This is a genomic window from Sphingomonas benefaciens (genome assembly GCF_052907485.1).
In genome coordinates, this window is record NZ_JBREIC010000004.1 from 193,493 (window position 1) to 216,569 (window position 23,077).

Here is a 23,077-nt window from a genome sequence, read left to right on the forward strand (position 1 = left end):
CTATATCCGTCCGTATATAGACGATCGCATGCAGCTATGTCGTCGGCGGCAGCGGTTCCGGGCGCAGCAAGCCGCGCAGCGTCGCATAGGCGGGGTCATCGGCGACTTGGGCGGCGGCGCGGCGCTCCAGCGCCTGATAGGCGGTGAGCACGACGCCGCCGGTCTCGGTGAGACGGGCGCCGCGCTCCAGCCCGCCGCCGCGCTGCGTCTCGACCAGCGGCGGATCGAAGCAGCGATTCATCTCGTCGACCAGCAGCCACGCCCGGCGATAGCTCATGCCGAGCGCGCGACCCGCCGCGGAGATCGATCCGTGGGTAGCGATCGCCTCCAGCAGCGCCGCCTTGCCCGGGCCGATCGCCGGCGCGTCGCCGCACGCCACCTGCAGCTTCAGCCACAGCGGACCGATCTTCACGTCACTTGCCGATCATCACGTCGCTGGCCTTGACCACCACGGTGACCGTGTCGCCGACGGCGAGACCGAGATCGTGCACCGCTTCCTCGGTGATGCTGGCGGTGACGATCGTGCCGTTGCCGATGTCGACCTTCACCGTGCCATTGACCGCACCGGGGGTAATGGACGTGACCGTGCCGGCGATCTGGTTGCGTGCGCTGAGCCGCATGTCGGGACTTCTCCGTTGTTGTTGCCGGTGCCGCCTTATCGCGCCGGACCGGCGACCGCCACTGCGGGTCAGCGGAAGCGGGCGAGCCAGGCGGTGCGGCGATCGGTCTCGCGGGTCAGGCAGGCCGGATGATTGAGCCGCTCGATGGTGCCGACGCCATCCCCCGTCTGCAGCGGGCAGGCGGCGTCGCGCCGGGCGATCCAGCCGCGCTGTGCCTGCCGCAGCGCCGCCTGCCGTGCCGGCGGCAGCCGCCGCAGCGTCGCGCGATAGGTCGCGTTGAGCCTGGCGTCGGCGCGGCGGTAATCGGCGCCGAAACAGGCCGCCATCGCCGGCGTGACGCCACGCGCCGCCTCGCCGCTGTTGAGGCAGCGGTCGAGCTGGGGCGAGCTGGCGGCGAGCAGCAGAGTGACAATGAGCATCGAACCTTCTCCTTACCGGCTCAACGCAGGTGCCGCGCGATCGACCCGCCCCGCCCTACAGGTCGGCGACGCGCCGCTCGGCCGCGGCCAGCGCCACGTCGCGCGCCGTTACCAGCGCCGCCGCCGTCGTCGCCGCCAGATCGAAGCGCAGCTCGTGCATCGTCATGCCGGAGCGATAACCCTGCGGCCACACCGCCGTGGTCTCGAAGCCGCAGCGTTCGAAGAACGGCGCGACCCGCGGCGAGGTGTCGACAGTGACCCAGCGCGTCGCCGGCTCCGCCGCCTGCGCTGCATGCGCCAGCCGCGCGAACAGCAGCAGCCGCCCGAGCCCGGCGCGGTGGAAGCGCCGCGACGCCATGCCCCAATAGAGCAGCGCCTTGTTGTAATGTTCCCAGAGCTCGTAACCGCCGAAGGCGGCGGCGGCACCGTCGACGGTGACGACGAAGGCCGGGCCATCCGGATCGTCCAGCGTCTCCTCCAGCCACTCGCGGTCGCCGGCGCCGAAATATTCGGGGAGGTTGCTGTCGAAGATCGCCAGCACCGCCGCCCGGTCCGCGGGATCATAGGCCCGTACCGCCACCCGGCTCATGCCATTCCTCCTGCATCGGCCGCCCATATCGCGACCGTTTCGATCGCCGTGCCGGTGTCGCGCGTCCAGCAACGCGACCGGCCGTGACATTCCGCCGTGGCGTGGACGGCGTCGACCAGCCGCGTCGCGATCGCCTCCGCCGCCAGCCGTCGCGGCGTGCCGACCAGCTTGGCGTGCGCCTCCTTGATCGTCCAGCGACGCAGCCAGGCGCGCGGCCGTTCGGGCGCGGGCAGCGCCCGCACCGCCGCCGCCTCGTCGGCGGTCAGCATGTCCCACAGCGGCGGCGCCGCATCGACGATCTCGCGGTCGACCGCGATCGGCACGGCGGCAGCGGCGACCAGACAAATGCCATCGCGCCGCGACAGGCTGATATGCCAGCCGCCGGGACTGGCGACGCGCGGCGCGCCCTCGACATCGCGGGCCAGCCGGACGCAGTCGGCCTCGCCGCCAGCGAGATGCGCGACCAAAGCCCGGGCCGCCGCCTGCCGCGCCATCGGCCCCTCGTCCGCCAGGGCCCAGACCACGGCGCGCGCCGCGGGGTCGATCGCGGCGAGAGGCCCGTCGTGCCACACAGGCGTCACCCGCCGGTCGCGAGCCGTGCCGGGCTGCCTTCCCAATTGGTGCCGTCGGGCAGCGTCTCGCCCTTCATCACCACCGACAGATCGCCGAGTTGCGCGTCGGCGCCGACCTCCGCATCGTAGAGCACGATCGCCAGCGAGCCGATGGTCGCGCGGTCGCCGACGCGGATCGCGCCGACCTTCATCACCCGGTCTTCGAACAGATGCGTCTGCAAGCCGGCGAAATCGTTGAGCGCGACGTCGTCGCCGATCGTCACTAGATCGTGCTCGGTGAGGTCCGTCGTGTCGATGTAGCAGCGCCGACCGACCTTCGCCCCCATCAGCCTGAGGTACAGGCCGAGCCACGGCGTGCCGCGCAAGGGCTCGAGCAAATTGGCGACCGCAAGGTTCTCATACGTCGCGGTGACCAGCTCGGTGCGCCAGACGAAGGTGCTCCACAGTGGCGCGGTGGTCGCCTTGTAACGGCCGACAACGAGCCATTTCAGCGCCAGCACGAACAGGCCGCAGGCCAGGCAAAAGCCGACATAGAGGAAGGGGAAGCTCAGGCCGATGATCAGCCCGCCGCGTTCGAGGTCGTCGAGGTCGCCGACGACAGACAACAACAGGCTGAAGAAGACAAGGAAGGCGGTCAGCGACAGCGTCGTGCGCACCGCCTCGATCGCCAGACGGGTGGCGATCAGCCGCTTGGACGGATTGAAGCGCGCGCCCTCGTCGAACATCGTCGCGACCTGGCGCACCGGCAGGCGGATGGCCGGCGAGCCGAACCAGGTGCTGCCACCGTCGGTGGCGAGCTTCGGATCCTCGGGCGGCTTGGACAAGACGCCGATCAGCACCTCGTCGCCGATCTGCGCGCCGCTCGGCAGCAGCGCCGAATTGCCGATGAAGCTGCGCCGGCCGATGCGGGTGTGCGCCAGCTCGATCGTGCCGTGGCCGATCCGCGCCGCGCCGAAGATCACCGAGTCGGCGATGAAGCTTTCCGCGCCGATCTCGACCAGGTCGGGGACGATCGCGCTGGCGGTGGAGATCTCCGCCCGGCGGCCGACCTTGACGCCCAGGGCGCGGTACCAGGGGATGACGTAGAGCGTCGCGAAGATGGGATGCAGCAGCCGCAGCGCCAGATCGTTGATCTGCTTCACCAGCCAGTAGCGGACGTAGAAGCCGCTGTCGGTGGCATAGACGCCGGGACGCACCTTGCCGAGGATCAGCCGTTTGGCCGCGACGGTCAGCACGCACATCATCACCACATAGGTGACCGCGAGCAGCGGCGAGACGAGGACATAGGCATAGCCGGTCGTCGCCCAGTCGAGCTCGATCAGCGCGATCAGGCCGGGGGCGATCGGCAGGATCGCGATGATCGGCAGCAGCAGCGCGCCGATCAGCAGGCTGACCGTCGCCAGCGGCGATTCCCCGCGCGCCGGCACCGGCCGCGCCGGCACGTGGTCGGCGAAGGCCGCGGGCGAGCCGGTCCAGCGCTGGCGCGCCGGGATCGCCGTGTCCGCCTGCAGCGCCGACATGTCGTCGAGTACCGCATCCTCGCCCAGAGCGGCGTTGCGGCCGACCACCGACTGGGCGCCGACGAAGGCGCCCAGCCCCAGCGTGACGGTGCCAAGCCGCAGCAGGCCGCGCTCGACCGAACTGGTCGCCAGCACCGCCTGGTCGCTGACGATCGCATCGTCGCCGCAGGTGAACAGGTCGACCGTGTCGATCGTCCCCGCGCCGATATGCGCGCGCTTGCCGATCTTTGCACCGAGCATCCGGTAATAGCCACGGATCATCGGCGTGCCGGCGAGATAGGGCGTGGCGGTGACGCCGATGATCCGCCGGACCAGCCACCAGCGGAAATAATAGCCGCCCCACAAGGGATAGTCGCCCGCCTTGAACCGGCCGACGATCACCCATTTGGCGACGATCGAAAACAGCATCGCCGCGATCGGCACGATGGTGAAGAAGGCGGCGCTGAGCGCCAGCGCGGTCAGCCGGTCGACCCGCCCGGCGAGGTGGGTGTAGGCCAGATAGGGCGAGAACCATTGCAGCCCGGCGAGCGCATAGATCGGCAACAGCGCGATCGTCTGCGCGGCGACGCACAGCCACCGCTTCCACGCCGCGATGCGGTGGAAGCTCGCCGCATCCTGGACGACGGCGGGTGCCGCGCCGGCGACGCGCGCAGCGAGCGTCCGGATCGTCGGCGCGGCGTAGACGTCTTCCAGCGACAGGCCGGCGAGCCCCGGCACCTTGCGCGCCGCCGACACCAGCCGCGCCGCCTTCAGCGAATGACCGCCCAGATCCTCGAACAGATCGTCGGTCACCGACACCGGTTGCGGCGCGAAGGCCTCTGCCCAGACGCGGTGCAGCGCCTCCTCCATCGGTGTCGCCGGGGCGACGATGGTGCGGCCGGTGTCGACGCTGATCTCCGGCCGGACCAGCGCCTTGCGATCGACCTTGCCCGATGCGGGCAGCGTCGGCATCGCGGCGAGCAGCTTGTAGGCGGCGGGCCGCATATAGGTCGGCAGGCGTTCGGTGACCTTCGCCTTGATGGCGTCGACGTCGACCGTCTCGCCATTGCGCGCGACGATGAAGGCGGCGAGGAATTCCGATCCGTCGTCGTCGGTGAACAAATGCACCACCGCCTGCGCGACGCCCGGCGCCTCGCCGATCACCGCCTCGATCTCCGCCAATTCGACGCGGAAGCCGCGGATCTTGACCTGGGTGTCGATGCGTCCGACGAAATCGATGTCGCCCGCCGCGTCGAGCCGCACGAGGTCGCCCGATCGATAGATCCGCTCCGCGGCGCCGGACGGCGTCATGAACGGCGTCATGGTAAACTTCTCGCCGGTGAGGTCGGGCCGGTTGACGTAGCCGACGCCGACGCCGGGGCCACCGATCACCAGCTCGCCCTCCTGCCCCGCCGCCACCGGCTGCAAATGTTCGTCGACGATCCACGCGGTGTAGCCGGGCAAGGGCTTGCCGATCGTGATCCGCTGGCCGGGCGCGACCTCGGTCCAGGTGGCGGTGACCGATGTCTCGGTCGGGCCATAGGTGTTGAGCAGGCGCAGCCCCGGCCGCGCCAGCCGCCGCGGCAGGTCGGGCGGGCACGCCTCGCCGCCCATGTTGATCAACCGCAGGCTCGGCACGGGATGTTCGACCAGCGCGATCAGCGACGGCACGACGTGCCAGATCGTCGTTTCCGCCGCGTCGAGCGCGATCGCGATGTCCGGCCCGCTGCTCGCCAGCGCCTCGGTCGCGACGAGCAGGCGCGCACCGATGAAGAAGGCGCTCCACATCGTCTCCACCGACATGTCGAACGCCAGGCTGAAGCCGCCGAACACGACGTCCGTCGTCTCCAGCGCCAGGATCGCGCTTTCGGACCGGACGAGATGGCAGGCATTGGCCTGGGTGATCATCACCCCTTTCGGCCGGCCCGTCGTGCCGGAGGTATAGATGATATAGGCAAGGTCGTCGGGCGTCGCGCCGGTATCGGCGCGGCCGAGCGGCAGCACGGGTTCGGCGGCAAGATCGCCGAGTTCCGCATCGATCGCCAGCGTCGTACCGCCGAGGTCGCCCGCCCGGCTGGCGACGGTAAGGATCAGCGCCGCGCCGCTATCCTCGACGATGAAGTCGATGCGGTCGCGCGGATAGCCCCAGTCGACCGGGACATAGGCGGCGCCGGCGCGTAGCACGCCGAGGATCGCCATATATTGGTCGAGCCCGCGCGGCAGGCACAGCACGACGCGGTCGCCACGGCCGATCCCCATCGCGCGCAGGCGATGGGCCAGCGCGAGGCTGCGCCGGGCGAGCATGTCGTAGCTCCAGCTGGTGCTGCGGCCGAATTCCTCGCTGGCGCCGATCAGCTGCAGCGCGGTCGCACCGCCGTGCTGACGACAGGTCGCGTCGAAAATCTCGTGCAGCAGCTCGTCGCGCGCATAGGGTTCCTCCGGACGCAGCGCCGGCGCCGGGGTGATCGACGCATGCACCGTCGGGGCGTCATCGCCACTGATCGTCCTGGGCTGCGTCATCACGTCTGGCTGCATGCTACGTCCGTTCATCGTGTCGGCCCCGGCGATAGCGTGCCGGGATCAGAATTGGGATCAGAACCAGGCGCCGATGCTGAGGCCGATGCCGATCAGCGCGAACACCCCCGCCCCGCGCAACAGCCAGTGCCGCCGGGTCAGCGCGCTGATCGAGGCGAGCGCGATGCCGATCTGCAACAGCGACATGGCGATCGCCAGCTTGGTATGCGGGCGCAGCGCGCGGCGCGCCTCCTCGTCCGCCGCTTCGGATCGCCGGTCATAGGATTCGGCTGTGGCGCGCAGCGCATGACCACGGCGGGCGTAGCGGGCGACATCGGCGGCATGACGCGCCTGGTCCGACGGTGACAGCGCCGCCGTCGTTTCGGCAAGGTGCCGCTTGATGTCCTCCGCCTGATAATAGGCCCAGGCGTCGGAGGCGCGCGCCTTCATCAGCACCGCCTCGTTCTTGTAATAGAGCGCGTCATTCTGCTCGTGGCCACCGAGGAAGCTGACGATCGCCCCGACCGTCGCCAGCAAGGCGGAAAAGATCGCGACCTGCTGGCCGAACGGCTCGCGATGCTGCGCCCTCTCCTCGACCGCTTCCTCGTGTGCGCCCCGCACATCCCATTCTTCTGCCACGCGTCGGTTACTCTGATGCCGGATCGTGCGGATCCGGTTGGTTATCATAGAGGGAGAATGTTCACCTTCGGCACCCGTTCCGCGCCGCCGCCCGTCGCCGTCACGGCTTGATCGTCACCGACGCCGTGCCCTTCGCCCAGACCGGCAAATAGAGGCCGGCGCCGGCCGCCTGCAGCTGGCCGGTGCGCGCCTCGCGCAGGTTGGCGTGGATGACGATGCTGCCGGTGCGTTTCTCGGCGATGGCGCGATCGACCTTGCCGATCAGCTCGACGTAGTCGCGCTCGAAATTCTGGGCGAGCGTCTCCGCCACCATCGTCGCGATGCCCGGCGCGTTGACGACGTCGAGCACCAGATCGCCGCCGGTCACGTCGGTGGTGCCGCTGACCGCGAGACCGTCGAAGCCGACGCGGCGCGAATTGGGCCGTGTCACCGGCTTGCCGGTCAGCCAGACGGTGCCGCGCGCCGGCTTGCCGCCCTGCCCCTCGACCGCGGTGAAGGTCAGGCCGACGGCGATGCGGCCGCCGGTGGTGCCATAGATCTGCACCCGCTGGAAATGCGCGCGCACCGGATCGAGGCCGGGCACGGCGAAGGGCCGTTGCTCGCGCTTGCGCAGGGCGCGGATCAGCACCGGCTCGAGCACCGCATAGTCGGAAAAGACCGGGATGAAGAAGGCGGCGTCGCCCGACGGCGCGGCGAGCGGTTCGAGCGGCGGCAGCGGCGTCGGCGTCGGCGGCGCCGGTCGCGGGCCGATATGCGTCGCGGTGATCGCGCGCATGCCAAGGTTGAGGTGCATCCGCCCGCCGTCGATCGTGTAGCCGCCATATTGGAACGATTGCGGCTCGATCCGCATCCACACGGGCGGATGGTCGGCGTTGAGCGAGACGGTGGCGAAGGCGGTGCGCCATGCCTGTTCGACCGCCTTGCGCACGCCGATGCGGCCGAGCTCGCCGGGCAATTCGCGCTCCAGCTTGGCGACGACGGGGGCGAGCTTGCGGTCGGCCTGTTCGGTCAGGTCGATCTTGACGCCGAGCAGGTCGATATGCGGCGTGTCGGTCCAGTCATAGTCGAGGCGGAGCGTACCGCGCGGCGTCCAGTCGCGCGCCAGCGACAGCGTGATCACGGCATGCGCGACCGCATCCGCCGTCGCCGTCTCGTGCAGCACGCCGCCGATATCCTCGGCGCGGACGACGGCGTGGAGCGGAATCGTGGCGCGGATCGTCCGGCCGCTGCCGGCGATGCGGATCGCCCCGCGCGTCACGTCACCGACGATATGGCATTTGACCTTCGGGGTCTTCAGCTTGGCAATGCCAAGGTCGATCGTCTTGTGTCCGGCGCAGATCTGATCGGGCTTGTCGACCCGCCACAGCGTGCGCGGGACGTTGCGGTCGAGCAGCCGCTGCAGGTCGCCCATGTCGACATCGACCGGCACCGCGATTTCGGACGGAGTCGGCTTCACCGTGATCGCATCGTTGGCGCGCGGCGGCTGGCCCTGGTGCCGCTGGCAGCCGGTGAGCAGCATCGCGGCAACGACGATCGGCGCGGCCCAGCCCCGCGATACCATCCTCTCGCCCATGATCCTCCCGATGCCGTCCTGATCGACGTTAGCTTTGCGAGATGCGCGGTGGCCGCCGATTTGACAAGCCGCCGTGGACGCACGGCGCCGGCGCGACCCTGCGATCCCATCATGGGAAACTGATCCAAGTAATTAATTCGGGACCGATTCAACCCGTGTGGCGTTCGTCCCGTCATAAAACAGCGAAAAGGGGCGCTCGTGATCATTCTTCATCTGGCGCTCGGCGGCTGTCTGAAATCGCCCCCTACCCATTTCGGCATCACCGCTGATACCGGCGGTCATATCGCTTACGTCCTAGACGCGGCGTGCCACCAGGCGCTGCGCGACGACGTCGAGCAGGTGATCATCGCGACCCGCGCCTTCGACGACGCGCGGCTGGGCGCAGACTATGCGGTGGCGCGCGAGACGGTCGCGGCCAAGGTGGCGATCCATCGCATCGCGACCGCCGATCGACGCTACCTAGAAAAGGAAGCATTGGGCGCGGAGCTGCCCGCATTTGCCGAGGCCTTCTGCGACTATCTCGCCATGGCGCCGCGCCGGCCGGACGTGATCCACGCCCATTTCGCCGATGCGGCCGCCGTCGCGACTGTCGTGCAACGCCGGTTCGGCATCCCCTTCGTCTACACCCCGCACGCATTGGGCATCGACAAGCGCGCCCAAAACATCGACGGCGCCGATCTGGACGCACGTATCGCCGCCGAACGGCGCGCCATCGCCGGTGCCGCGGCGATCATCGTGTCGACCCGCGACGAGGCGGAGCGGCAGGTCGGCGCCTACCAGGTAGAGGTGGGCGAGCGCGTCCACCCCGTCGCACCGGGCGTGCCGCGCCGCGACCTGATACCGGCGGCGCCGACGATCGCCGACCGGCTGGGCGACTGGCTCGACCAGCCCGAACGGCCGATCATCCTCGCCATCGCCCGTCCGGTCGCCAAGAAGAACCTCGCGATGCTGGTACGCGCCTATCGTGACGACGCCGTGCTGCGCGACACCGCCAATCTGGTGATCGTCGCCGGCCAGCACGACCATGGCTGCGACGACGAACGCGCAGTCCTGGCGGAATTGCGCGACCTTGCCGCCGATCCGCGGCTGGCCGGACGCGTCGCGCTGCCGCGGCAGCACGACGTCGACGATGTCGCCGCCCTCTACCAGCGCGCCGCGGCGGGCGGCGTGTTCGTCAATGCCGCGCTGCACGAACCGTTCGGGCTGACCCTGGTCGAGGCGGCGGCGGCCGGCGTGCCGGTGGTCGCCACCCACAATGGCGGTCCGGTCGAGATCGTCGCGACGATCGGCCACGGCCTGCTTGTCGACCCCACCGACCCGGCGGCCATCGCCGCCGCCATCGCCGCGATCGTCACCAATCCGGCGCGCCACGCCGCCCTTGCCGCAGCCGGCGCAGCGGGCGCTGACCAGTATTGCTGGCACCGCTATGCGGCGGCGACGCGCGGCATCTACGCGGATCTGGCGGCACCGTGTCTGCTCGCCAGCGACATCGACAATACGCTGACCGGCGATGCGGCAGCGGCAGAAGCCTTTGCAGCGTGGCGCGCGGGCAGCGCGTTGCCGTTCGTCGTCGCTACCGGGCGTAGCTTCGATGCCGCACGGATGATCCTGCGTCGCTGGCGTCTGCCGCAGCCGGATGCCTTCATCGTCGACGTCGGCACGCGGCTGATCCTCGCCGACGGCCATGGCGGGTGGCGCGAATGCGCGGACTATGCCGCCAGCCTCGACACCGACTGGGACCGCGCGGGCGTCGCCGCCGCGCTCGCCCCGCTCGGCATCACGCCGCAGCCGCCGGCGACGGAGGGGCCGCACAAGATCAGCTTCTACGGCGATGCCGCGGACGCCGCCCGTATTCGTGCGACCTTGACCGAGGCCGACCTCGCCGCCCGCGTCATCTTCTCGCACGACCGGCTGATCGACGTGCTCGCACCCACCGGTGGCAAGGCCCAGGCGATCGCCGCTTATGCCGCGCGCTTCGGGTGGACGCTCGCCGACTGCATCGCCGCGGGTGACAGCGGCAACGACGCCGACATGCTGACCGCCTGTGGTCATGCTATCGTCGTCGGCAATGCGAGCGCCGACCTTGCCGATCTGCCCGTCCGCGCCGGATTGAATCGCGTCGCCGCACGCAACGCCGCCGGGGTGCTGCAGGGTCTGGCCGCGCTGGGCCTGGCCGATGCCGATAGCGCCGCGCCGCCGCAGGTGGCGGTGGCGGCGTGACACGTCCGTTCGGCTATTTCGTCCACCATCAAGGCCGCGGCCATGCCGAGCGATGTGCCGCGATCGCGCAGGCGCTGCCGCCGACCCGGCGGATGACGGTGTTCTGCGCGCGCGACGATATCTTTCCGCCATTGCCTGCGCAGGTCGACATCGTCCGCCTGCCCTCGCTGTTCGAGCCGAGCGGCGAGGAGCCGGGAACGATGGACTGGGTGCCGACGCCCGTCACGCTGCATTGCGCGCCGCTCGGCTGGCCCGGCATCCGCCGCGCGATGGCAACGCTCGCCGCCTGGTTCGACCGCGCCGATCCGGCGCTGATGATCTGCGACGTCTCGGCGGAGGTGGCGCAATTGGCGCGCATCTGTTCGGTGCCGCACGTCAAGGTGTTGCAGCACGGCGACCGCGACGATCCCGGCCATCGCGCTGCTTATGACGGCGCCGCGGGCCTGCTCGCGCCCTTCCATGCCGAGCTCGCCCAGCCCGAATGGGATGCGGGTCTGCGCGCCAAGACCTGCTTCGCGGGCGGGCTGGGCGTCGACGTGCGAATACCCGAGCGGGAGGTGGCACGTCAGCGGATCGGCGTCGGCGCCGACGAGGAGATGATCCTGGTCGTTTCCGGCGGCGGCGGCGAGGGCTTTTCGCAGGCGCCGCTGGGCGTCGGCGCCCGTGCCCGGCCGGCAGCGCGCTGGGTGACGATCGGCAAGGTGCAGCGCGACTGGCATGCCACCGAGCCGACCAATATCGAACATCGCGGCTGGGTGGAGGATGCCGCCGACCATATCGCCGCTGCCGACCTGATCATCGCCTCGACCGGCAACACCACTTGCCAGCAGATCCTTGCCGCCGGGCGGCCGTGGCTGGCGATCCCCGAATGGCGCTATTTTGACGAACAGCATCGCAAGGCGGAGGCACTCGCCGCGGCCGGCGTCGCCACCGTGCGCCCGCATCTGCCCTCGTCGGCGCATGCCTGGGACGCGGCGCTGACCGAGACGCTCGCCGCGCACCGACCGCTGCGCCAGCGCGCGATGATCGACGACGCCCCCGCCGATCGCATCGCCCTCTGGCTGGAAGCGCTCGCCGACCGGCTGTGGACGCCGCTGCCCTTTCCCCTCCCCCTCACGCCCATGGAGCGCCACCCCCAATGACATCCGTTTCCGTCGTCACGCTGGCGAAGGGCCGCCCCGATCACCTCGCCAATGTCGTCATCGGCCTGTCGCGGCAGACGCATCTGCCGATCGAGCTAGTCGTCGCGGTGATGCAGGACCAACTCTACGTGCTGCCGGATGCGCCCTTCCCGATCCGCCAGATGCAGGTCACGGCGGAGACGCTGCCGCTGGCGATGGCGCGCAACGTCGCCGCGGGCGCGTCGGGCGGCGACATCCTCGTCTTCCTCGACATGGATTGCATCCCGGCGCCCGAGCTGGTCGCAGATTACGTCGCGATGATGGCGGAATGCGACGGCTTGCTGATGGGCGAGGTGATGTATCTGCCCGGCGGCGCAACCGCGGGCGACTGGCGCTACGATGCGTTCGCCGCGGTGGCGGAGAAGCATTCCGATCGCCGCGGCCCGCCGCCGGAGGGCTGGGAGATTTGCACCGACTATCGCTGCTTCTGGTCGCTCAATTTCGCGATGCGGCGCGACACCTTCCTCAGCACCGGCGGCTTCGACGAACGTTATGCCGGCTATGGCGGCGAGGACACCGATTTCGGCAAGACGCTGGACGCCGCCGGCGTGCCGATCGCGTGGATCAAGGGCGGCCTCGCCTATCATCAATATCACCCGCATCACATGCCGCCGGTCCACCACCTCGACAGCGTCGTGCGCAACGCCCAGCTGTTCGAGGCGAAATGGGGCTATCGGACGATGGGCCATTGGCTGCACGCCTTCCGCCTGATGGGACTGATCGACGACACGCCCGGCCGGCCGATCCGCATCGTCCGCCGCCCGGACGACGGCGACCTGTCGCTGACCGGCCAGCAGAGCCACCAGCCCTATGCCAATACCGCGCGCGTGCTGCAGCTGCTGGAGGCGGAGGCGGCGTCGCGGGCCATCGTCGCGGCATGAGGATCGCGATCCTTGCCCATGTCCGCCAGCGCATCGCCGAGCCGTTCGCCGGCGGCATGGAGGCGCATGCCTGGCAACTGGCGGCGGGGCTGCAGGCACGCGGCCATGACGTCGTCCTGTTCGCCTCCGGTGACAGCGACCCGCGCTTCACCATCGATCCCGTCGTCACGCAGCATTACGAGCTGACCTTCCCCTGGGCGGAGCATCGCGGATCGCAGCCGCTGATCGCGCATCTCGACGCCGGCTATGCCGCCGCCTGCGACCGGATCGCGGCCGGCGGCTTCGACGTCGTCCACAACAACAGCCTGCATCGCTTCCCGCTCGAGCAGCGGCGGACCGCGATGGTGCCGACGGTAACCTCGCTGCACGTGCCGCCCTATGACGCGCTCCACTGGTTCGTGTCGTCGAGCCCCGCACCGCGCCACCGGCTGACCGTCACCTCGGCGCGGCAGCTCGCCGCCTGGTGGCCGGAGGGCGCGCCGCCCGAGGCCTCGGTGCTGCACAATGGCATCGACGTGGCGCGCTGGCCCTATGTACCGCGAGGCAATGGCGAGGCGGTCTGGTGCGGTCGCATCACCCCCAACAAGGGTCCGCATCTCGCCGCCCGCGCGGCGCGACAAGCGGGCGTGCGGCTGACCCTGTTCGGCGCGATCGAGGACCCGGAGTATTGGCAGGCGGAGCTGGCGCCGCTGATCGGCCCCGACATCGTCTATGGCGGCCACCTCGACGCGCAGGCGCTCGCCGCAGAGCTCGGCCGTGCCTCGGTGTTCGTGTTCACGCCCTGCTGGGACGAGCCCTTCGGTCTGGTCGCGGCGGAGGCAATGGCCTGCGGCCTGCCCGTCGCCGCCTTTGACGCCGGTGCCGCGCGCGAGGTGATCGGCGACGCCGGCGCCTTCGCCGCGCCCGGCGACGTCGACGGCCTGGCGCGGGCAATCCAGGCCGCGCTGGCGACCCCGGCGTCGGTGCCGCGCGAGCGTGTCCTGCGGATGTTCACGCACGACCATATGCTCGACCGCTGCGAGGCCCTGTATCACGCCGTCATCCATGGCGACGCGGCCCTCGCTGCGTGAGCGACGTGATCGCGACGCAGCGGGCCGCCCTCGACCGGATGTACCGCACGCATGTTGGCCCGGGCGACGCCTATGCGCTGCTCGACTTCCCCGATCACGCCAATGTCGGCGACAGCGCGATCTGGCTCGGCGAAGTGACGATGCTGCGCGCCATCACCGGACGCGAGCCGGATTACGTGTGCTGCTGGCACGACTTCGATCCCGCCGCGCTGCGTCGTGCCTGCCCCGACGGCATCGTCTTCCTGCACGGCGGCGGCAATCTCGGCGATATCTGGCCGCATCACCAGCGGCTGCGCGAGGCGGTGCTCGCGACCCTTGCCGACCGGCGGGTGGTCCAGTTGCCGCAGTCGATCCATTTCGCCGATCCCGCCGCCGCCGACCGCTTCCGCCAAACCGCCCGCGCCCACCCCGATCTGACGCTCTACGTCCGCGACGCCGCGAGCCTCGCCATCGCCCGCGCGATGATCGGTGATCGCGCGCAGCTCGCGCCCGATTCCGCCTTCGCGCTCGGCGCGCAACCGCGCGGTGTGGCGACCGTGCCGCTGCTCGCGCTGCTGCGCACCGACAGCGAGCGCAGCGACCGCAGCGGCCCTCCACCGCCCGAGGCGACGATCGTCGACTGGCTCGACGAACCGCCGACGACGGGCAGTCACGAAGCGCAGGCAGCGGCGCGGGTCCGCCGCGGGCTCGATCTGCTTGCGCAGGGCGAGACGATCGTCACCGACCGGCTGCACGGCCATATCCTGGCGCTGCTGCTCGGCATCCCGCACGTCGTGCTCGACAACCATTACGGCAAGGTCGGCGCCTATCGAGACGCCTGGACCGCGGCCTCGCCCCTCGCGCGCCAGGCCGGCGACTGGGCGGAGGCGATGGCGGTGCGGGCCGCGGCGTGACCATGACGCCGGACGTCAGCCTGCTGGTCTGCACGCGCGATCGCGGGGCGGCCCTGTCGACGCTGCTGGCGTCGGTGGCGCGCGCCATCGCGCAGGCGCCGGCGATCGCGATTGAGGCGGTGATCGTCGACAACGGGTCGCGCGACGACACTGCCGAACGCCTGCGCCGCTGGGCCGCGGATCAGCACTTTCCGGTACGGCTGCTGCAGGAGGAACGGCCCGGCCTCGCCCGCGCCCGCAACGCCGGCCTGGCGGCGGTGCGTGGCCGGATCGTCGCGATGACCGACGACGATTGCGTGCTCCACCCGGATTATTTCGCGGGGCTGGTCGGGGTGTTCGCCGAGATCGACCGGCCAGCGGTGATCGGCGGGCGCATCCTGCCCGGAAACGCCGCCGACCTGCCGGTGACGCTGAAGACCGAGGATCATCCGATGGTCGCCGCGCCCGAGGCCTTTCCCGGCGGCTTTGTGATGGGTGCCAATCTTGCCCTGTCGGCCGAGGTAATCGCGCGCGTCGGGCGCTTCGACGAGCGGTTCGGCGCAGGCGCGCGCTTCGTCGCCGCGGAGGACACCGACTTCCTGCTGCGGGTGCAGCATGCCGGTTTCGCGATCCTGTACGACCCGCGCTTCACCGTCGATCATCATCACGGCCGTCGCGCGATCCCGGACGAGACGCGGCTGCTCGCCGGCTACAGTTTCGGTGACGGCGCCCTCTACGCCAAGCACTGGCGCGGCGACCGGCGAGTGCGCGCCTTTTTGCTCCGCGACGTCGCCAGCGTCGCGCAGGACGTGACACGGCCGATCACCACCCACCGCGGCATCCGCCACTTCCACCTCTTCCGCCTGCGCCACAAATTGCGCGGCATGGTCGCCTATTGGACGACGCCGGCGGAGGCGGAGGGTGCGCCGCGACACGCCGGCTGACGAAAGGGTAGAACGGCGATAGGAGCGTGGCCGCGCGTTGAGGGCTAGGCAGCACGCGTCCAACCGGGAACCGACACCCATGCAACTGACGACCGCGGGCGATCGCCGCATCCTGTTCGTGATGGCCACCGATCACGAATATGGCGCCCATCTGCGTGCGCGGATCGACCCGCTGATCACCGGCGTCGGCCCGATCGAGGCGGCGATCGGGACGACGCTCTGCCTGCAGACGCTCGCGGCGTCCGGTGATCGGCCCAACCTCGTCGTCTCGCTCGGGTCGGCGGGATCGCGGCGGTTGCCGCTCGCCTCGGTACACCAGATCGCCAGCGTCGCGTGGCGCGACATCGACGCCTCGCCGATCGGCTTCCCGCGCGGCATCACGCCCTTTGCCGACCATCAGGCGGTGATGCCGCTGGCGACGCCGATCGCCGGCATGAGCTTGGCGACGCTGTCGACCGGCAGCGACATTGTCGTCGGCACCGCCTACGACGCGATCGACGCCGAACTGGTCGACATGGAGACCTTCGCCGTGCTGCGCGCCTGCCAGCGGTTCGGCGTGCCGCTCGCCGGGCTGCGCGGCGTGTCGGACGGGCCGGGCGAACTCGACGGCGTCGACGGCTGGACCGCCCTGCTGCCGGTGCTGGACCAGCGTCTTGCCGAGGCAGTCGACCGGTTGGTCGGCCGGCCGGGCGAATAACCGCCGGCGGGCGGTGTCAGCGACGGGTCGAGGCGGCGAGCGGCGACACGGCGGTGAACAGCACGCCGCTGGCGCGATACTCGACCTCGGCACGGCCGCCCGTCTCCTTGGCGAGCAGCATGCGCAACAGCCGTGTCCCGAAACCGTCGCCGGCCGGCGCGGCGACCGCCGGGCCGCCATGTTCACTCCACGTCAGGTGGAGATGGTCGCCATCGTCGTCGGTGGCGATCGACCAGCTGACGTCGATGCCGCCGTCCGCGACCGACAGCGCGCCATATTTCACCGAATTGGTGGCGAGTTCGTGCAGGCCGAGCGCATATGCAGTGACCAGCCGCTGCGGCAGTTCGAGATCGGGCCCGGTCAGCGTGAAGCGCGCCGCATCCTCCACCCCGAACGGCGCCAGCGTCCGCTCGATCAATTCGCGCATCGAGATGCTGCCGAAATCGCCGCGGACCAGCAGGTCGTGCGCCGCCGCCATCGCCTGGATACGCGCACGGATCGCATCCTCCGCCGCCTCGATCGATCCGGCCCGGCGCAACGTCTGCGACACCATACCCTGCATCACCGCCAGCGTGTTCTTGACGCGATGGCCGAGCTCGCGCGCCTGCAGCACGCGCTGTTCCTGCACCAACCGCCGCGCGGTGATGTCCTGCGTCGTGCCCGCCAGCACCAGCGGCGTGCCGTCGACGGCATAGGTCGCCTCGCCGCGGATCTGCACCCAGCGTTCCTCCCCCGCCGGGGTCGTCACGCGATATTCGGTGTCGAGCAAGGTGCGATCGGCGATCGCCGCGTCCATCGCCTCGACATGGCCGACCAGGTCGTCGGTGTGGATCGAGGCGCGCAGATCGGCGAGCGTCAGCGGCTCATCCGGCGTGCGGCCGCAGATCGCCTTGCATTGGTCGGAGGCGGAAAGGCTGTTGTCGCTGAGGTCGATGCTCCACACGCCGAGCCGGCCGGCCTCCAGCGCAAAGCGCAGCCGCTGCTCGGTCGCGACCAGTTCGAGCGTCCGCAGCGCCACCTCGCCTTCCAGTTCGCTGCGATCGCGCTCGAGCAGCGCGAGCCGCTCGCGCTCCAGCGTCACGTCGAGCTGCGATGCGAAGAAATAGGTGAGCGTGCCGTCCTCGTCGAACACCGGCGAGACCAGCAGCCGGTTCCAGAAGGTGGTGCCGTCGGCGCGATAGTTGAGCAGGTCGAGTTCGATCGTCTCGCGATCGGCGATGGCGGCGGCAAGCCGGGCGACCTCGGCACGATCGGTGTCCGGCCCCTGCAGAAACCGGCAATTGCGGCCGAGGATCGCCTCGCGATCATAGCCGGTCAGCCGGGCGAAGGCGGCATTGGCGAAGACGATCGGATTGTCGTCGAGCCGCGCATCGGTGATCAGCATCGGCATCCGAGTCGCGCGCACGGCCGACGAGAAGGGATCAGGCCCACCGCCCGCCCGTGTCAATTCGCGGACGATCCGCGCCTCTTCCGTAAAGTTCGGCAATCCCTGTTATTCCGGCTTCTGGCCCCCCGGCCCACTCAAACCATACACATAGGTTAAAGATAGTCGAGATGGGGCGGCGGCTTCAGCGCCGATCGGGAGCCTTTGGTCGGCAGCCGGTCGATGGCGAGCGGGGCAGGAACGACCGCGTGCCTGCCCCGACCCATTACTTGCCGCGCAGCGTGTTGAGCACCGCGATGCCCAGCACCCCGCCGAGCGCCGCGGCGGTGAACGGCCGTTCATGGATGAACTGGCGGGCATAGTCGACGACGGGGCGGATCGTCCCCTCGACCATGTCCTTGGCGTCGCCATAGGCCTGGCGCGCGGTGCCGGTCGCCTGGTCGGCCTTGCCTTCCGCCTTCAGCGTCGTGTCACCGGTGGCCGATCCCAGGCCTTCCTTGATCTTGCCGCCAAGATCGGTGGCCTGGCCGGCGATGCTGTCGAGGTTCATTGTGCGTCTCCATCACGATAGGGGGTGGACAGGGCAGTGTCGGACTCTGCCGTAAAGCGCGTATCGGCCGTTTGGTTGCGCGGCGCGGCGTCGTCGTGGCGACCGGCGAGCAGCCGGGCCACCGCCCGCTTCGCCGGTTCGCGGCCACCCAGGCCGAAGGCGAGCGCGAACGCCACCGCCAGCGCGCCGAGCAGCAGGCCGAATGCCATGTTGATGATGTCGTTGGCGAGACCCATGAAGCGTAGGCCGATCGCGGTGCCGAGGATGATGATCGCGACGCGTACCACCGGGGCGGCGATGCGCGTGCCGTCGTCGGCGCTGCGCTCGATCGCGCGGCCGATCAGCCGAGCGATGACCACCGCGGCAAAGATGATCACCGAGCCGAACACGACTTGGCCGAACAGCGTCAGCACCTCGGCCATGATCCGCGAGCCATAGGTGAACTGCAGCTGGCGGAAGGCCTCCATCAGGCCGAAGATCAGCACGGCGACCAGCACGCCGTTGCCGACCAGCGCCGACGGACGGTAGCGCGCTGCCTCGCCCGACTGGTTCCAGATGCCCGTCGACATGACGGCGCGGTCGAAGCCGGTGGTGCCGAGGAACTGGACCAGCAGCCGCGACGCGAAGCGGCCGATCGCATAGGCGACCGCGAGGATCAGCGCCGCGGCGATGACGTGCGGAATGGCGTCGAGGATGATGCGCAGCATCGCGGTCGCCGGCTGCGAGATCGCCGCGATGTTGAGCGTGTCGAGCGCCGCGATCGCCACCGGGATGATGATCAGCGCAAAGACGATCGCGCCGAGCGTGCGCGACAACATCGTCGGATCGGCGGGCGCGGAATCGCCCAGGCGCGCCGAGAAGCGTTCGACATGGCTGACCGACACCACCGCGTCGACCGCCTTGCGCGCCACCTTGGCGAGCACATAGCCGAGGAAGAAGATCAGGCTGGCGCCGATGATATGCGGCACCGCCTGACCGAAGCCGCGCAACATGTCGGCGAGTGGTCCGGTCGCGCCGGTCAGGCCGAGCGGCTGCGTGGCGAGGAACAGCGCGATCAGCAGCACGACCCAATAAGCGGCGTCGCCGACCTGGGCGCCGATGCTGGACGGATGCCGCACGTCGAGGCCGGGTTCGTTGGCGTGGCGGGCGAGCGGCGTACGGTTGACCAGCTTGGCAACCGCCCATTTCGCGCCGCGCGCAACGACCCAGCCGATCACCAGGATGATCAGCGCGGCGAGGATGCGCGGCAGCCATTGTTCGGCGAAGACAAGCAATTGCGTGCCGAATTCGCGGCCGTTCGACACCACGGTGTCGCCGGCATAAGTCACGTCATTCATGAAGATACGGGTCCTTTACGCAGGATCGGGAAAGCCCGCGGGTCAGAGCGCGGCGGGAATCTCGGTAAGGATGCCGCAGCCGGCGGCGGCGCGGGCGACCTCGACCGCCACCTTCGGATCCTTCACCTGTCCTGCGACACGGACGAAATCGCTCGCGGTCAGGCGACCCGGCGTGGTGTCGCCCTCGCGGGCGGCGCGGGCAGCGCGGCCCAGCTGCTGCAGCTGGCCGATCGACAGATTCGCCTCCAGCCGATCGCCGACGCACTGCGATTGCGCCGGCTGGAAGCCATAGCCCTCCAGCGACGACGCGATCCGCGCCGACGGATTGACGCAGCCCGACACGGCACAGGCCGCCAGCAACGGCGCAACGAGATATCTAGCCCTCATCATGGTCTTTCCCCTGAATGTCGAGGATCAACCGTAACGCCGATCAATGTATCCTAGTATCGATGCACTACGGCGTCTGGTATATCAGGCGATAATCAGCCTTTTCGTCACGCGTGAAGAGACAAAGCCGGCATGTATATAGCAACCACATTGACCTAACAGGTTGTGTCTTATGCTGACGCCGATCGACATCGACGAGCGGCATGATTGTGTCGCAGTATCACTGTCCTTTATCGAATCGGCTCGAGGAAGCGGTCGTAAAACCAGTAATATGAACGAAATCGTTTCTGCCGCGTCTTTGATGCCGAAGTGGGAGAGGACGTGGTGGCGATTGCAGACGCTTGAACTAATCCTGCTGCTGGTGGCGGCATCGCTTGCCCTGACCCTGCTCGCCAATCGCCTGCAACTGCCCTCGGCGGTGCTGCTCGTCCTGGGCGGCATGGTCCTCGCCTTTCTACCCGGCCTGCCGACCGTCGAATTGGAGCCGACCTTCGCGCTGGCGCTGTTCCTGCCGCCGCTGCTGCAGGCGAGCGCCTTGCGCACCGACTGGAACGCCTTTCGCGAGAACATCCTGTTCATCGGTCTGCTCGCCTTCGGCGCGGTGCTGTTCACCGCCGGGGTCGTGGCGGTGGCGGCGCGGCAGCTGCTGCCCGAATTGAGCTGGGCGGCGGCCATCACTTTGGGTGCGATCGTCGCCCCGCCCGATGCGGTCGCCGCCGCTTCGGTGCTCAAGCGCTTCCGCCTGCCCAAACGGATCCTCGCGGTGCTGGAGGGCGAGAGCCTGATCAACGACGCTTCGGCGCTGGTCCTGTATCGGGTCGGCGTCGCCGCGACGATCGCCGGTACCGTTCCCGCCAAGGGCCTGTTCGGCGCGATCGTCGTCCCGGCGCTTTCCGGCGTGGCGATCGGTGCGGCGTTCGGCATCGTGACCAACTGGCTGATGCGCCGTCTGAACGACCGGTTCCTCGAAATCGTCACCTCCTTCCTCGCCGCCTTCCTGAGCTATCTCGCGGCGGAGCAGGTCGACGGGTCGGGCGTGCTGGCCGCGGTGGTCTGCGGCGGCCTGATCGGGCGGGCGCAGCTCAAGCTTTCCGCGCAGACCCGCCTGGAAACCAATAGCGCCTGGGAATTAGTCGAATTTACCCTGTCGAGCCTCGTCTTCCTGCTGGTCGGTTTGCAACTGCGCGGCATCCTGTCGCGGATCGCGCATTATCAGCCGGGCGAGCTGCTGATGCTGGGCGGGATCGTGTCGCTGGTGCTGATCGTGTCGCGCTTCCTCTGGGTATTCGCCACCTTCTACCCCGCCTCGGCGATCATGGCGGTGATCCGCGGCGGATCGTTCACCCCGCCGCCCAGCTATCCGACGATCATCTCCTGGTCGGGGATGCGCGGCGTCGTCAGCCTGGCGGCGGCGCTGGCGCTGCCGCTGTCCTTTCCGGGCCGCGACCTGATCATCTTCCTCGCCTTCTGCGCGATCTTCACCACGCTGGTGGTGCAGGGCACGACGCTGAAGCTGCTGATCCGCTGGGTCAACATCGACGATCCGCAGATCCACGAGGTCACGCCCGCAACCCAGACCGCCCGCGAGATCGTCGCGGCGGCGATCGCCGGCGTGGGGCCGAGCCAGCCCGACGCAGCACGCCATCCAGTGCAGGCGATGCAGCATCAGGAGGATCGCGCCAGGCAGCGAGGCACCCGCCCGTCCGCGATCCCGCTCGCCACGACGCTGCAGGACAAACTCGCGCGTATCCAGGCGGCGCGCGAGGATCTGCGCAGCCGCCGCGACGCGATCGACGGCGAGACACTGATGACGCTGACCGAAGAGTTGGACCTCGAAGAGCGGCAGATCCTGCTCGCGCTGGGCAAGACCTCCGAATAGCGGGTCAGCCGTCCGCCTTGCGCAGACGACCGTCCGAATCCTGCAGCATCCAGAAGCGCGACCATGATCGCACACGCGGCAGGATCAGCCAGGTCAGCGCGCTGGTCAGCAGGACCGACGACACGATCTGCTGCACCACGCGGGGCAACGACGGTAGCGCCCAGCCAACCAGCCCGCTGACCGCGAGCAGCGTCGGCACCACCCCGACCCAGGTGACGATCGCCGTCTTCCACTTCTTCGCCGCCGCTTCGCTCGGCAGGCTGAAGCCGACCTCCGCGCCCGTCTTACTCTGCGCAAGGGCGACGGAGAAGGAGTCGGCTTCGGCGGCAAGCCCGCTAAAGGCGTTGCTGCCGCGCCAATCGTCGAGTGACTGCCGGTCATCGAATTGCAGCACGCTGTGATGCAGGCCGCCGGCCTGATCGAGGCGGATGGCGGACCGGTAACCATGGGCAGCGGTCGCATCGCGGATCAGCCGCTCGATCCACGGATCATATTGCGCTTCGTGGCCCGGCCGCATGACCCGGCTGATGGTGAGGGTTGCGGTGCTGGCGTTCATCCCTGCTCGACCCGCGACCGGCGATCGGGTTCCGTGACCGGTCGATCGGACGCTGGCTCCGTGGCCGGTGCGATCAATCCTGATCCGCCCGCCATCGCGCCAGCGCCTCGCGATAGGCGACCTCCTGGTCGTGGCGCCGTGACTCCAGCGCCGCTCGTTCCCGCTCACGGTTGGCGTCGAGCGCGCGGCGCTCCCGCGCCAGCGCCGCCTCGCGGGCGGCGATGTCCTGCCGCGCCGCCTCGAAGCGCGCGTCGGCGTCGGCGATCGCCTGCTCCGCCGCGTCGAGGTCGGCGCGACTCGGACGCGGCTTGGGTTTCGGCTTGCGGTTCGGTTTCGGCTGGGCGTTCGCTTTCGCTGGCGCCCCCTCCTCGCCGACCTTCTTGGCGGCGGCTGGGCGGCGCGGCGTGTCCGGCAGGGCGGCGAGATGGTCATCGACCGAACCGCGCAGCTTGCGGATCACCACCCCCGGCTGAGCGAGCGGCTCGCGGATCAGGTCGGGATCGGTGACCTGTTCCGCCGCGCCACGTGCGAACAGGTCGACGTCGGCCCCCCAGGCCGCCAGTGCGGCCTTGCGGCTGGTCGCCGCGACATAGGCGTCGTGGAAGCCGATCGGCGTACGAAAGACCTTCAGCGCCCGCGCCATACCCTCACAACGTCGGCGAGCCGCGAAGGTCCCGATCGCCGCAACCCATGC

General features: G+C 69.6%; 22 protein-coding genes. 8 read left to right on the forward strand and 14 right to left on the reverse strand.

From position 1 onward, the window contains the following. Positions 1–34 precede the first annotated feature (34 nt). From ACU5AX_RS14330 to ACU5AX_RS14365, 8 genes are all read right to left on the reverse strand, one after another. Positions 35–412, reverse strand: coding sequence for a winged helix-turn-helix domain-containing protein (locus ACU5AX_RS14330; protein WP_446691488.1), 378 nt, complete (start codon positions 410–412; stop codon positions 35–37). A gap of 1 nt (position 413) precedes the next feature. Next, complete coding sequence (locus ACU5AX_RS14335) at positions 414–620, reverse strand: TOBE domain-containing protein (protein ID WP_198354707.1); 207 nt, start codon at positions 618–620, stop codon at positions 414–416. Between the two features lie 68 nt (positions 621–688). Continuing rightward, positions 689–1,039: a lysozyme inhibitor LprI family protein gene (locus ACU5AX_RS14340; protein ID WP_446691489.1), complete on the reverse strand. Its 351-nt coding sequence runs from the start codon at positions 1,037–1,039 to the stop codon at positions 689–691. Positions 1,040–1,094: 55 nt separating this feature from the next. Next, entirely contained in the window at positions 1,095–1,628 is a 534-nt protein-coding gene (locus ACU5AX_RS14345; RefSeq protein ID WP_446691490.1) for a GNAT family N-acetyltransferase, read from the reverse strand. Then, positions 1,625–2,209, reverse strand: coding sequence for a 4'-phosphopantetheinyl transferase family protein (locus tag ACU5AX_RS14350; protein ID WP_446691491.1), 585 nt, complete (start codon positions 2,207–2,209; stop codon positions 1,625–1,627). The genes ACU5AX_RS14345 and ACU5AX_RS14350 overlap by 4 nt, the downstream gene beginning before the upstream one ends. Beyond that, positions 2,206–6,234 (reverse strand): Pls/PosA family non-ribosomal peptide synthetase, encoded by a 4,029-nt coding sequence (locus tag ACU5AX_RS14355; RefSeq protein WP_446691492.1) that lies wholly within the window; start codon positions 6,232–6,234, stop codon positions 2,206–2,208. Before ACU5AX_RS14355 ends, ACU5AX_RS14350 begins: the two co-directional genes overlap by 4 nt. Positions 6,235–6,291: 57 nt before the next feature. Continuing rightward, entirely contained in the window at positions 6,292–6,852 is a 561-nt protein-coding gene (locus ACU5AX_RS14360; RefSeq protein WP_446691493.1) for a DUF4337 domain-containing protein, read from the reverse strand. Between the two features lie 100 nt (positions 6,853–6,952). Next, positions 6,953–8,425: a DUF4403 family protein gene (locus ACU5AX_RS14365; RefSeq protein ID WP_446691494.1), complete on the reverse strand. Its 1,473-nt coding sequence runs from the start codon at positions 8,423–8,425 to the stop codon at positions 6,953–6,955. Positions 8,426–8,623: 198 nt separating this feature from the next. Between ACU5AX_RS14365 and ACU5AX_RS14370 the strand changes: the two genes are divergently transcribed. From ACU5AX_RS14370 to ACU5AX_RS14400, 7 genes are all read left to right on the forward strand, one after another. Then, on the forward strand, positions 8,624–10,645 hold the full coding sequence (locus tag ACU5AX_RS14370; protein WP_446691495.1) for an HAD family hydrolase: 2,022 nt from the start codon (positions 8,624–8,626) through the stop codon (positions 10,643–10,645). Further along, positions 10,642–11,787, forward strand: a complete 1,146-nt coding sequence (locus ACU5AX_RS14375) for a glycosyltransferase (RefSeq protein WP_446691496.1) — start codon at positions 10,642–10,644, stop codon at positions 11,785–11,787. The genes ACU5AX_RS14370 and ACU5AX_RS14375 overlap by 4 nt, the downstream gene beginning before the upstream one ends. Further along, positions 11,784–12,707: a glycosyltransferase family 2 protein gene (locus ACU5AX_RS14380; RefSeq protein WP_446691497.1), complete on the forward strand. Its 924-nt coding sequence runs from the start codon at positions 11,784–11,786 to the stop codon at positions 12,705–12,707. Before ACU5AX_RS14375 ends, ACU5AX_RS14380 begins: the two co-directional genes overlap by 4 nt. Beyond that, positions 12,704–13,777 carry a glycosyltransferase gene (locus ACU5AX_RS14385; protein WP_446691498.1) on the forward strand — a complete coding sequence of 358 codons (1,074 nt, stop codon included), beginning with the start codon at positions 12,704–12,706 and terminating at the stop codon, positions 13,775–13,777. The genes ACU5AX_RS14380 and ACU5AX_RS14385 overlap by 4 nt, the downstream gene beginning before the upstream one ends. Further along, positions 13,774–14,670, forward strand: a complete 897-nt coding sequence (locus tag ACU5AX_RS14390) for a polysaccharide pyruvyl transferase family protein (protein ID WP_446691499.1) — start codon at positions 13,774–13,776, stop codon at positions 14,668–14,670. Before ACU5AX_RS14385 ends, ACU5AX_RS14390 begins: the two co-directional genes overlap by 4 nt. 2 nt (positions 14,671–14,672) lie before the next feature. Continuing rightward, on the forward strand, positions 14,673–15,593 hold the full coding sequence (locus ACU5AX_RS14395; protein WP_446691629.1) for a glycosyltransferase family 2 protein: 921 nt from the start codon (positions 14,673–14,675) through the stop codon (positions 15,591–15,593). Positions 15,594–15,672: 79 nt separating this feature from the next. Next, complete coding sequence (locus ACU5AX_RS14400; protein WP_446691500.1) at positions 15,673–16,290, forward strand: 5'-methylthioadenosine/S-adenosylhomocysteine nucleosidase; 618 nt, start codon at positions 15,673–15,675, stop codon at positions 16,288–16,290. 16 nt (positions 16,291–16,306) lie between these two features. On the opposite strand, the gene ACU5AX_RS14405 is transcribed toward ACU5AX_RS14400, so the two are convergent. The 4 genes from ACU5AX_RS14405 to ACU5AX_RS14420 all read right to left on the reverse strand — a co-directional run bounded on the left by ACU5AX_RS14405 (position 16,307) and on the right by ACU5AX_RS14420 (position 19,951). Beyond that, entirely contained in the window at positions 16,307–17,776 is a 1,470-nt protein-coding gene (locus ACU5AX_RS14405; RefSeq protein ID WP_446691501.1) for an HWE histidine kinase domain-containing protein, read from the reverse strand. A 163-nt stretch (positions 17,777–17,939) separates the two neighbouring features. After that, on the reverse strand, positions 17,940–18,224 hold the full coding sequence (locus tag ACU5AX_RS14410; RefSeq protein ID WP_446691502.1) for a CsbD family protein: 285 nt from the start codon (positions 18,222–18,224) through the stop codon (positions 17,940–17,942). Next, on the reverse strand, positions 18,221–19,561 hold the full coding sequence (locus ACU5AX_RS14415) for a mechanosensitive ion channel (RefSeq protein WP_446691503.1): 1,341 nt from the start codon (positions 19,559–19,561) through the stop codon (positions 18,221–18,223). The genes ACU5AX_RS14410 and ACU5AX_RS14415 overlap by 4 nt, the downstream gene beginning before the upstream one ends. A 42-nt stretch (positions 19,562–19,603) precedes the next feature. Next, the gene (locus tag ACU5AX_RS14420) at positions 19,604–19,951 is read right to left on the reverse strand and encodes a hypothetical protein (protein WP_198354694.1); all 348 of its coding nucleotides are present in this window, start codon (positions 19,949–19,951) and stop codon (positions 19,604–19,606) included. Between the two features lie 328 nt (positions 19,952–20,279). Here ACU5AX_RS14420 and ACU5AX_RS14425 point away from each other — a divergent pair, with 328 nt between their 5' ends. Next, on the forward strand, positions 20,280–21,827 hold the full coding sequence (locus tag ACU5AX_RS14425) for a cation:proton antiporter (protein ID WP_446691504.1): 1,548 nt from the start codon (positions 20,280–20,282) through the stop codon (positions 21,825–21,827). A 4-nt stretch (positions 21,828–21,831) separates the two neighbouring features. Here the strand turns inward: ACU5AX_RS14425 and ACU5AX_RS14430 are convergent, their stop codons facing one another. Together ACU5AX_RS14430 and ACU5AX_RS14435 are read right to left on the reverse strand one after the other, a co-directional pair. Continuing rightward, positions 21,832–22,383 carry a putative antibiotic biosynthesis monooxygenase gene (locus ACU5AX_RS14430; protein WP_446691505.1) on the reverse strand — a complete coding sequence of 184 codons (552 nt, stop codon included), beginning with the start codon at positions 22,381–22,383 and terminating at the stop codon, positions 21,832–21,834. Between the two features lie 73 nt (positions 22,384–22,456). Continuing rightward, positions 22,457–23,026: a hypothetical protein gene (locus ACU5AX_RS14435; RefSeq protein ID WP_446691506.1), complete on the reverse strand. Its 570-nt coding sequence runs from the start codon at positions 23,024–23,026 to the stop codon at positions 22,457–22,459. Positions 23,027–23,077: the final 51 nt, after the last annotated feature.

Coding starts and splice junctions, on each gene's coding strand:
- ACU5AX_RS14335 (WP_198354707.1), bottom strand. CDS start 620: ATGCGGCTCAGCGCACGCAACCAGATCGCCGGCACGGTCACGTCCATT.
- ACU5AX_RS14340 (WP_446691489.1), bottom strand. CDS start 1,039: ATGCTCATTGTCACTCTGCTGCTCGCCGCCAGCTCGCCCCAGCTCGAC.
- ACU5AX_RS14345 (WP_446691490.1), bottom strand. CDS start 1,628: ATGAGCCGGGTGGCGGTACGGGCCTATGATCCCGCGGACCGGGCGGCG.
- ACU5AX_RS14355 (WP_446691492.1), bottom strand. CDS start 6,234: ATGCAGCCAGACGTGATGACGCAGCCCAGGACGATCAGTGGCGATGAC.
- ACU5AX_RS14365 (WP_446691494.1), bottom strand. CDS start 8,425: ATGGGCGAGAGGATGGTATCGCGGGGCTGGGCCGCGCCGATCGTCGTT.
- ACU5AX_RS14380 (WP_446691497.1), top strand. CDS start 11,784: ATGACATCCGTTTCCGTCGTCACGCTGGCGAAGGGCCGCCCCGATCAC.
- ACU5AX_RS14385 (WP_446691498.1), top strand. CDS start 12,704: ATGAGGATCGCGATCCTTGCCCATGTCCGCCAGCGCATCGCCGAGCCG.
- ACU5AX_RS14395 (WP_446691629.1), top strand. CDS start 14,673: ATGACGCCGGACGTCAGCCTGCTGGTCTGCACGCGCGATCGCGGGGCG.
- ACU5AX_RS14400 (WP_446691500.1), top strand. CDS start 15,673: ATGCAACTGACGACCGCGGGCGATCGCCGCATCCTGTTCGTGATGGCC.
- ACU5AX_RS14410 (WP_446691502.1), bottom strand. CDS start 18,224: ATGAACCTCGACAGCATCGCCGGCCAGGCCACCGATCTTGGCGGCAAG.
- ACU5AX_RS14415 (WP_446691503.1), bottom strand. CDS start 19,561: ATGAATGACGTGACTTATGCCGGCGACACCGTGGTGTCGAACGGCCGC.
- ACU5AX_RS14420 (WP_198354694.1), bottom strand. CDS start 19,951: ATGATGAGGGCTAGATATCTCGTTGCGCCGTTGCTGGCGGCCTGTGCC.
- ACU5AX_RS14430 (WP_446691505.1), bottom strand. CDS start 22,383: ATGAACGCCAGCACCGCAACCCTCACCATCAGCCGGGTCATGCGGCCG.
- ACU5AX_RS14435 (WP_446691506.1), bottom strand. CDS start 23,026: ATGGCGCGGGCGCTGAAGGTCTTTCGTACGCCGATCGGCTTCCACGAC.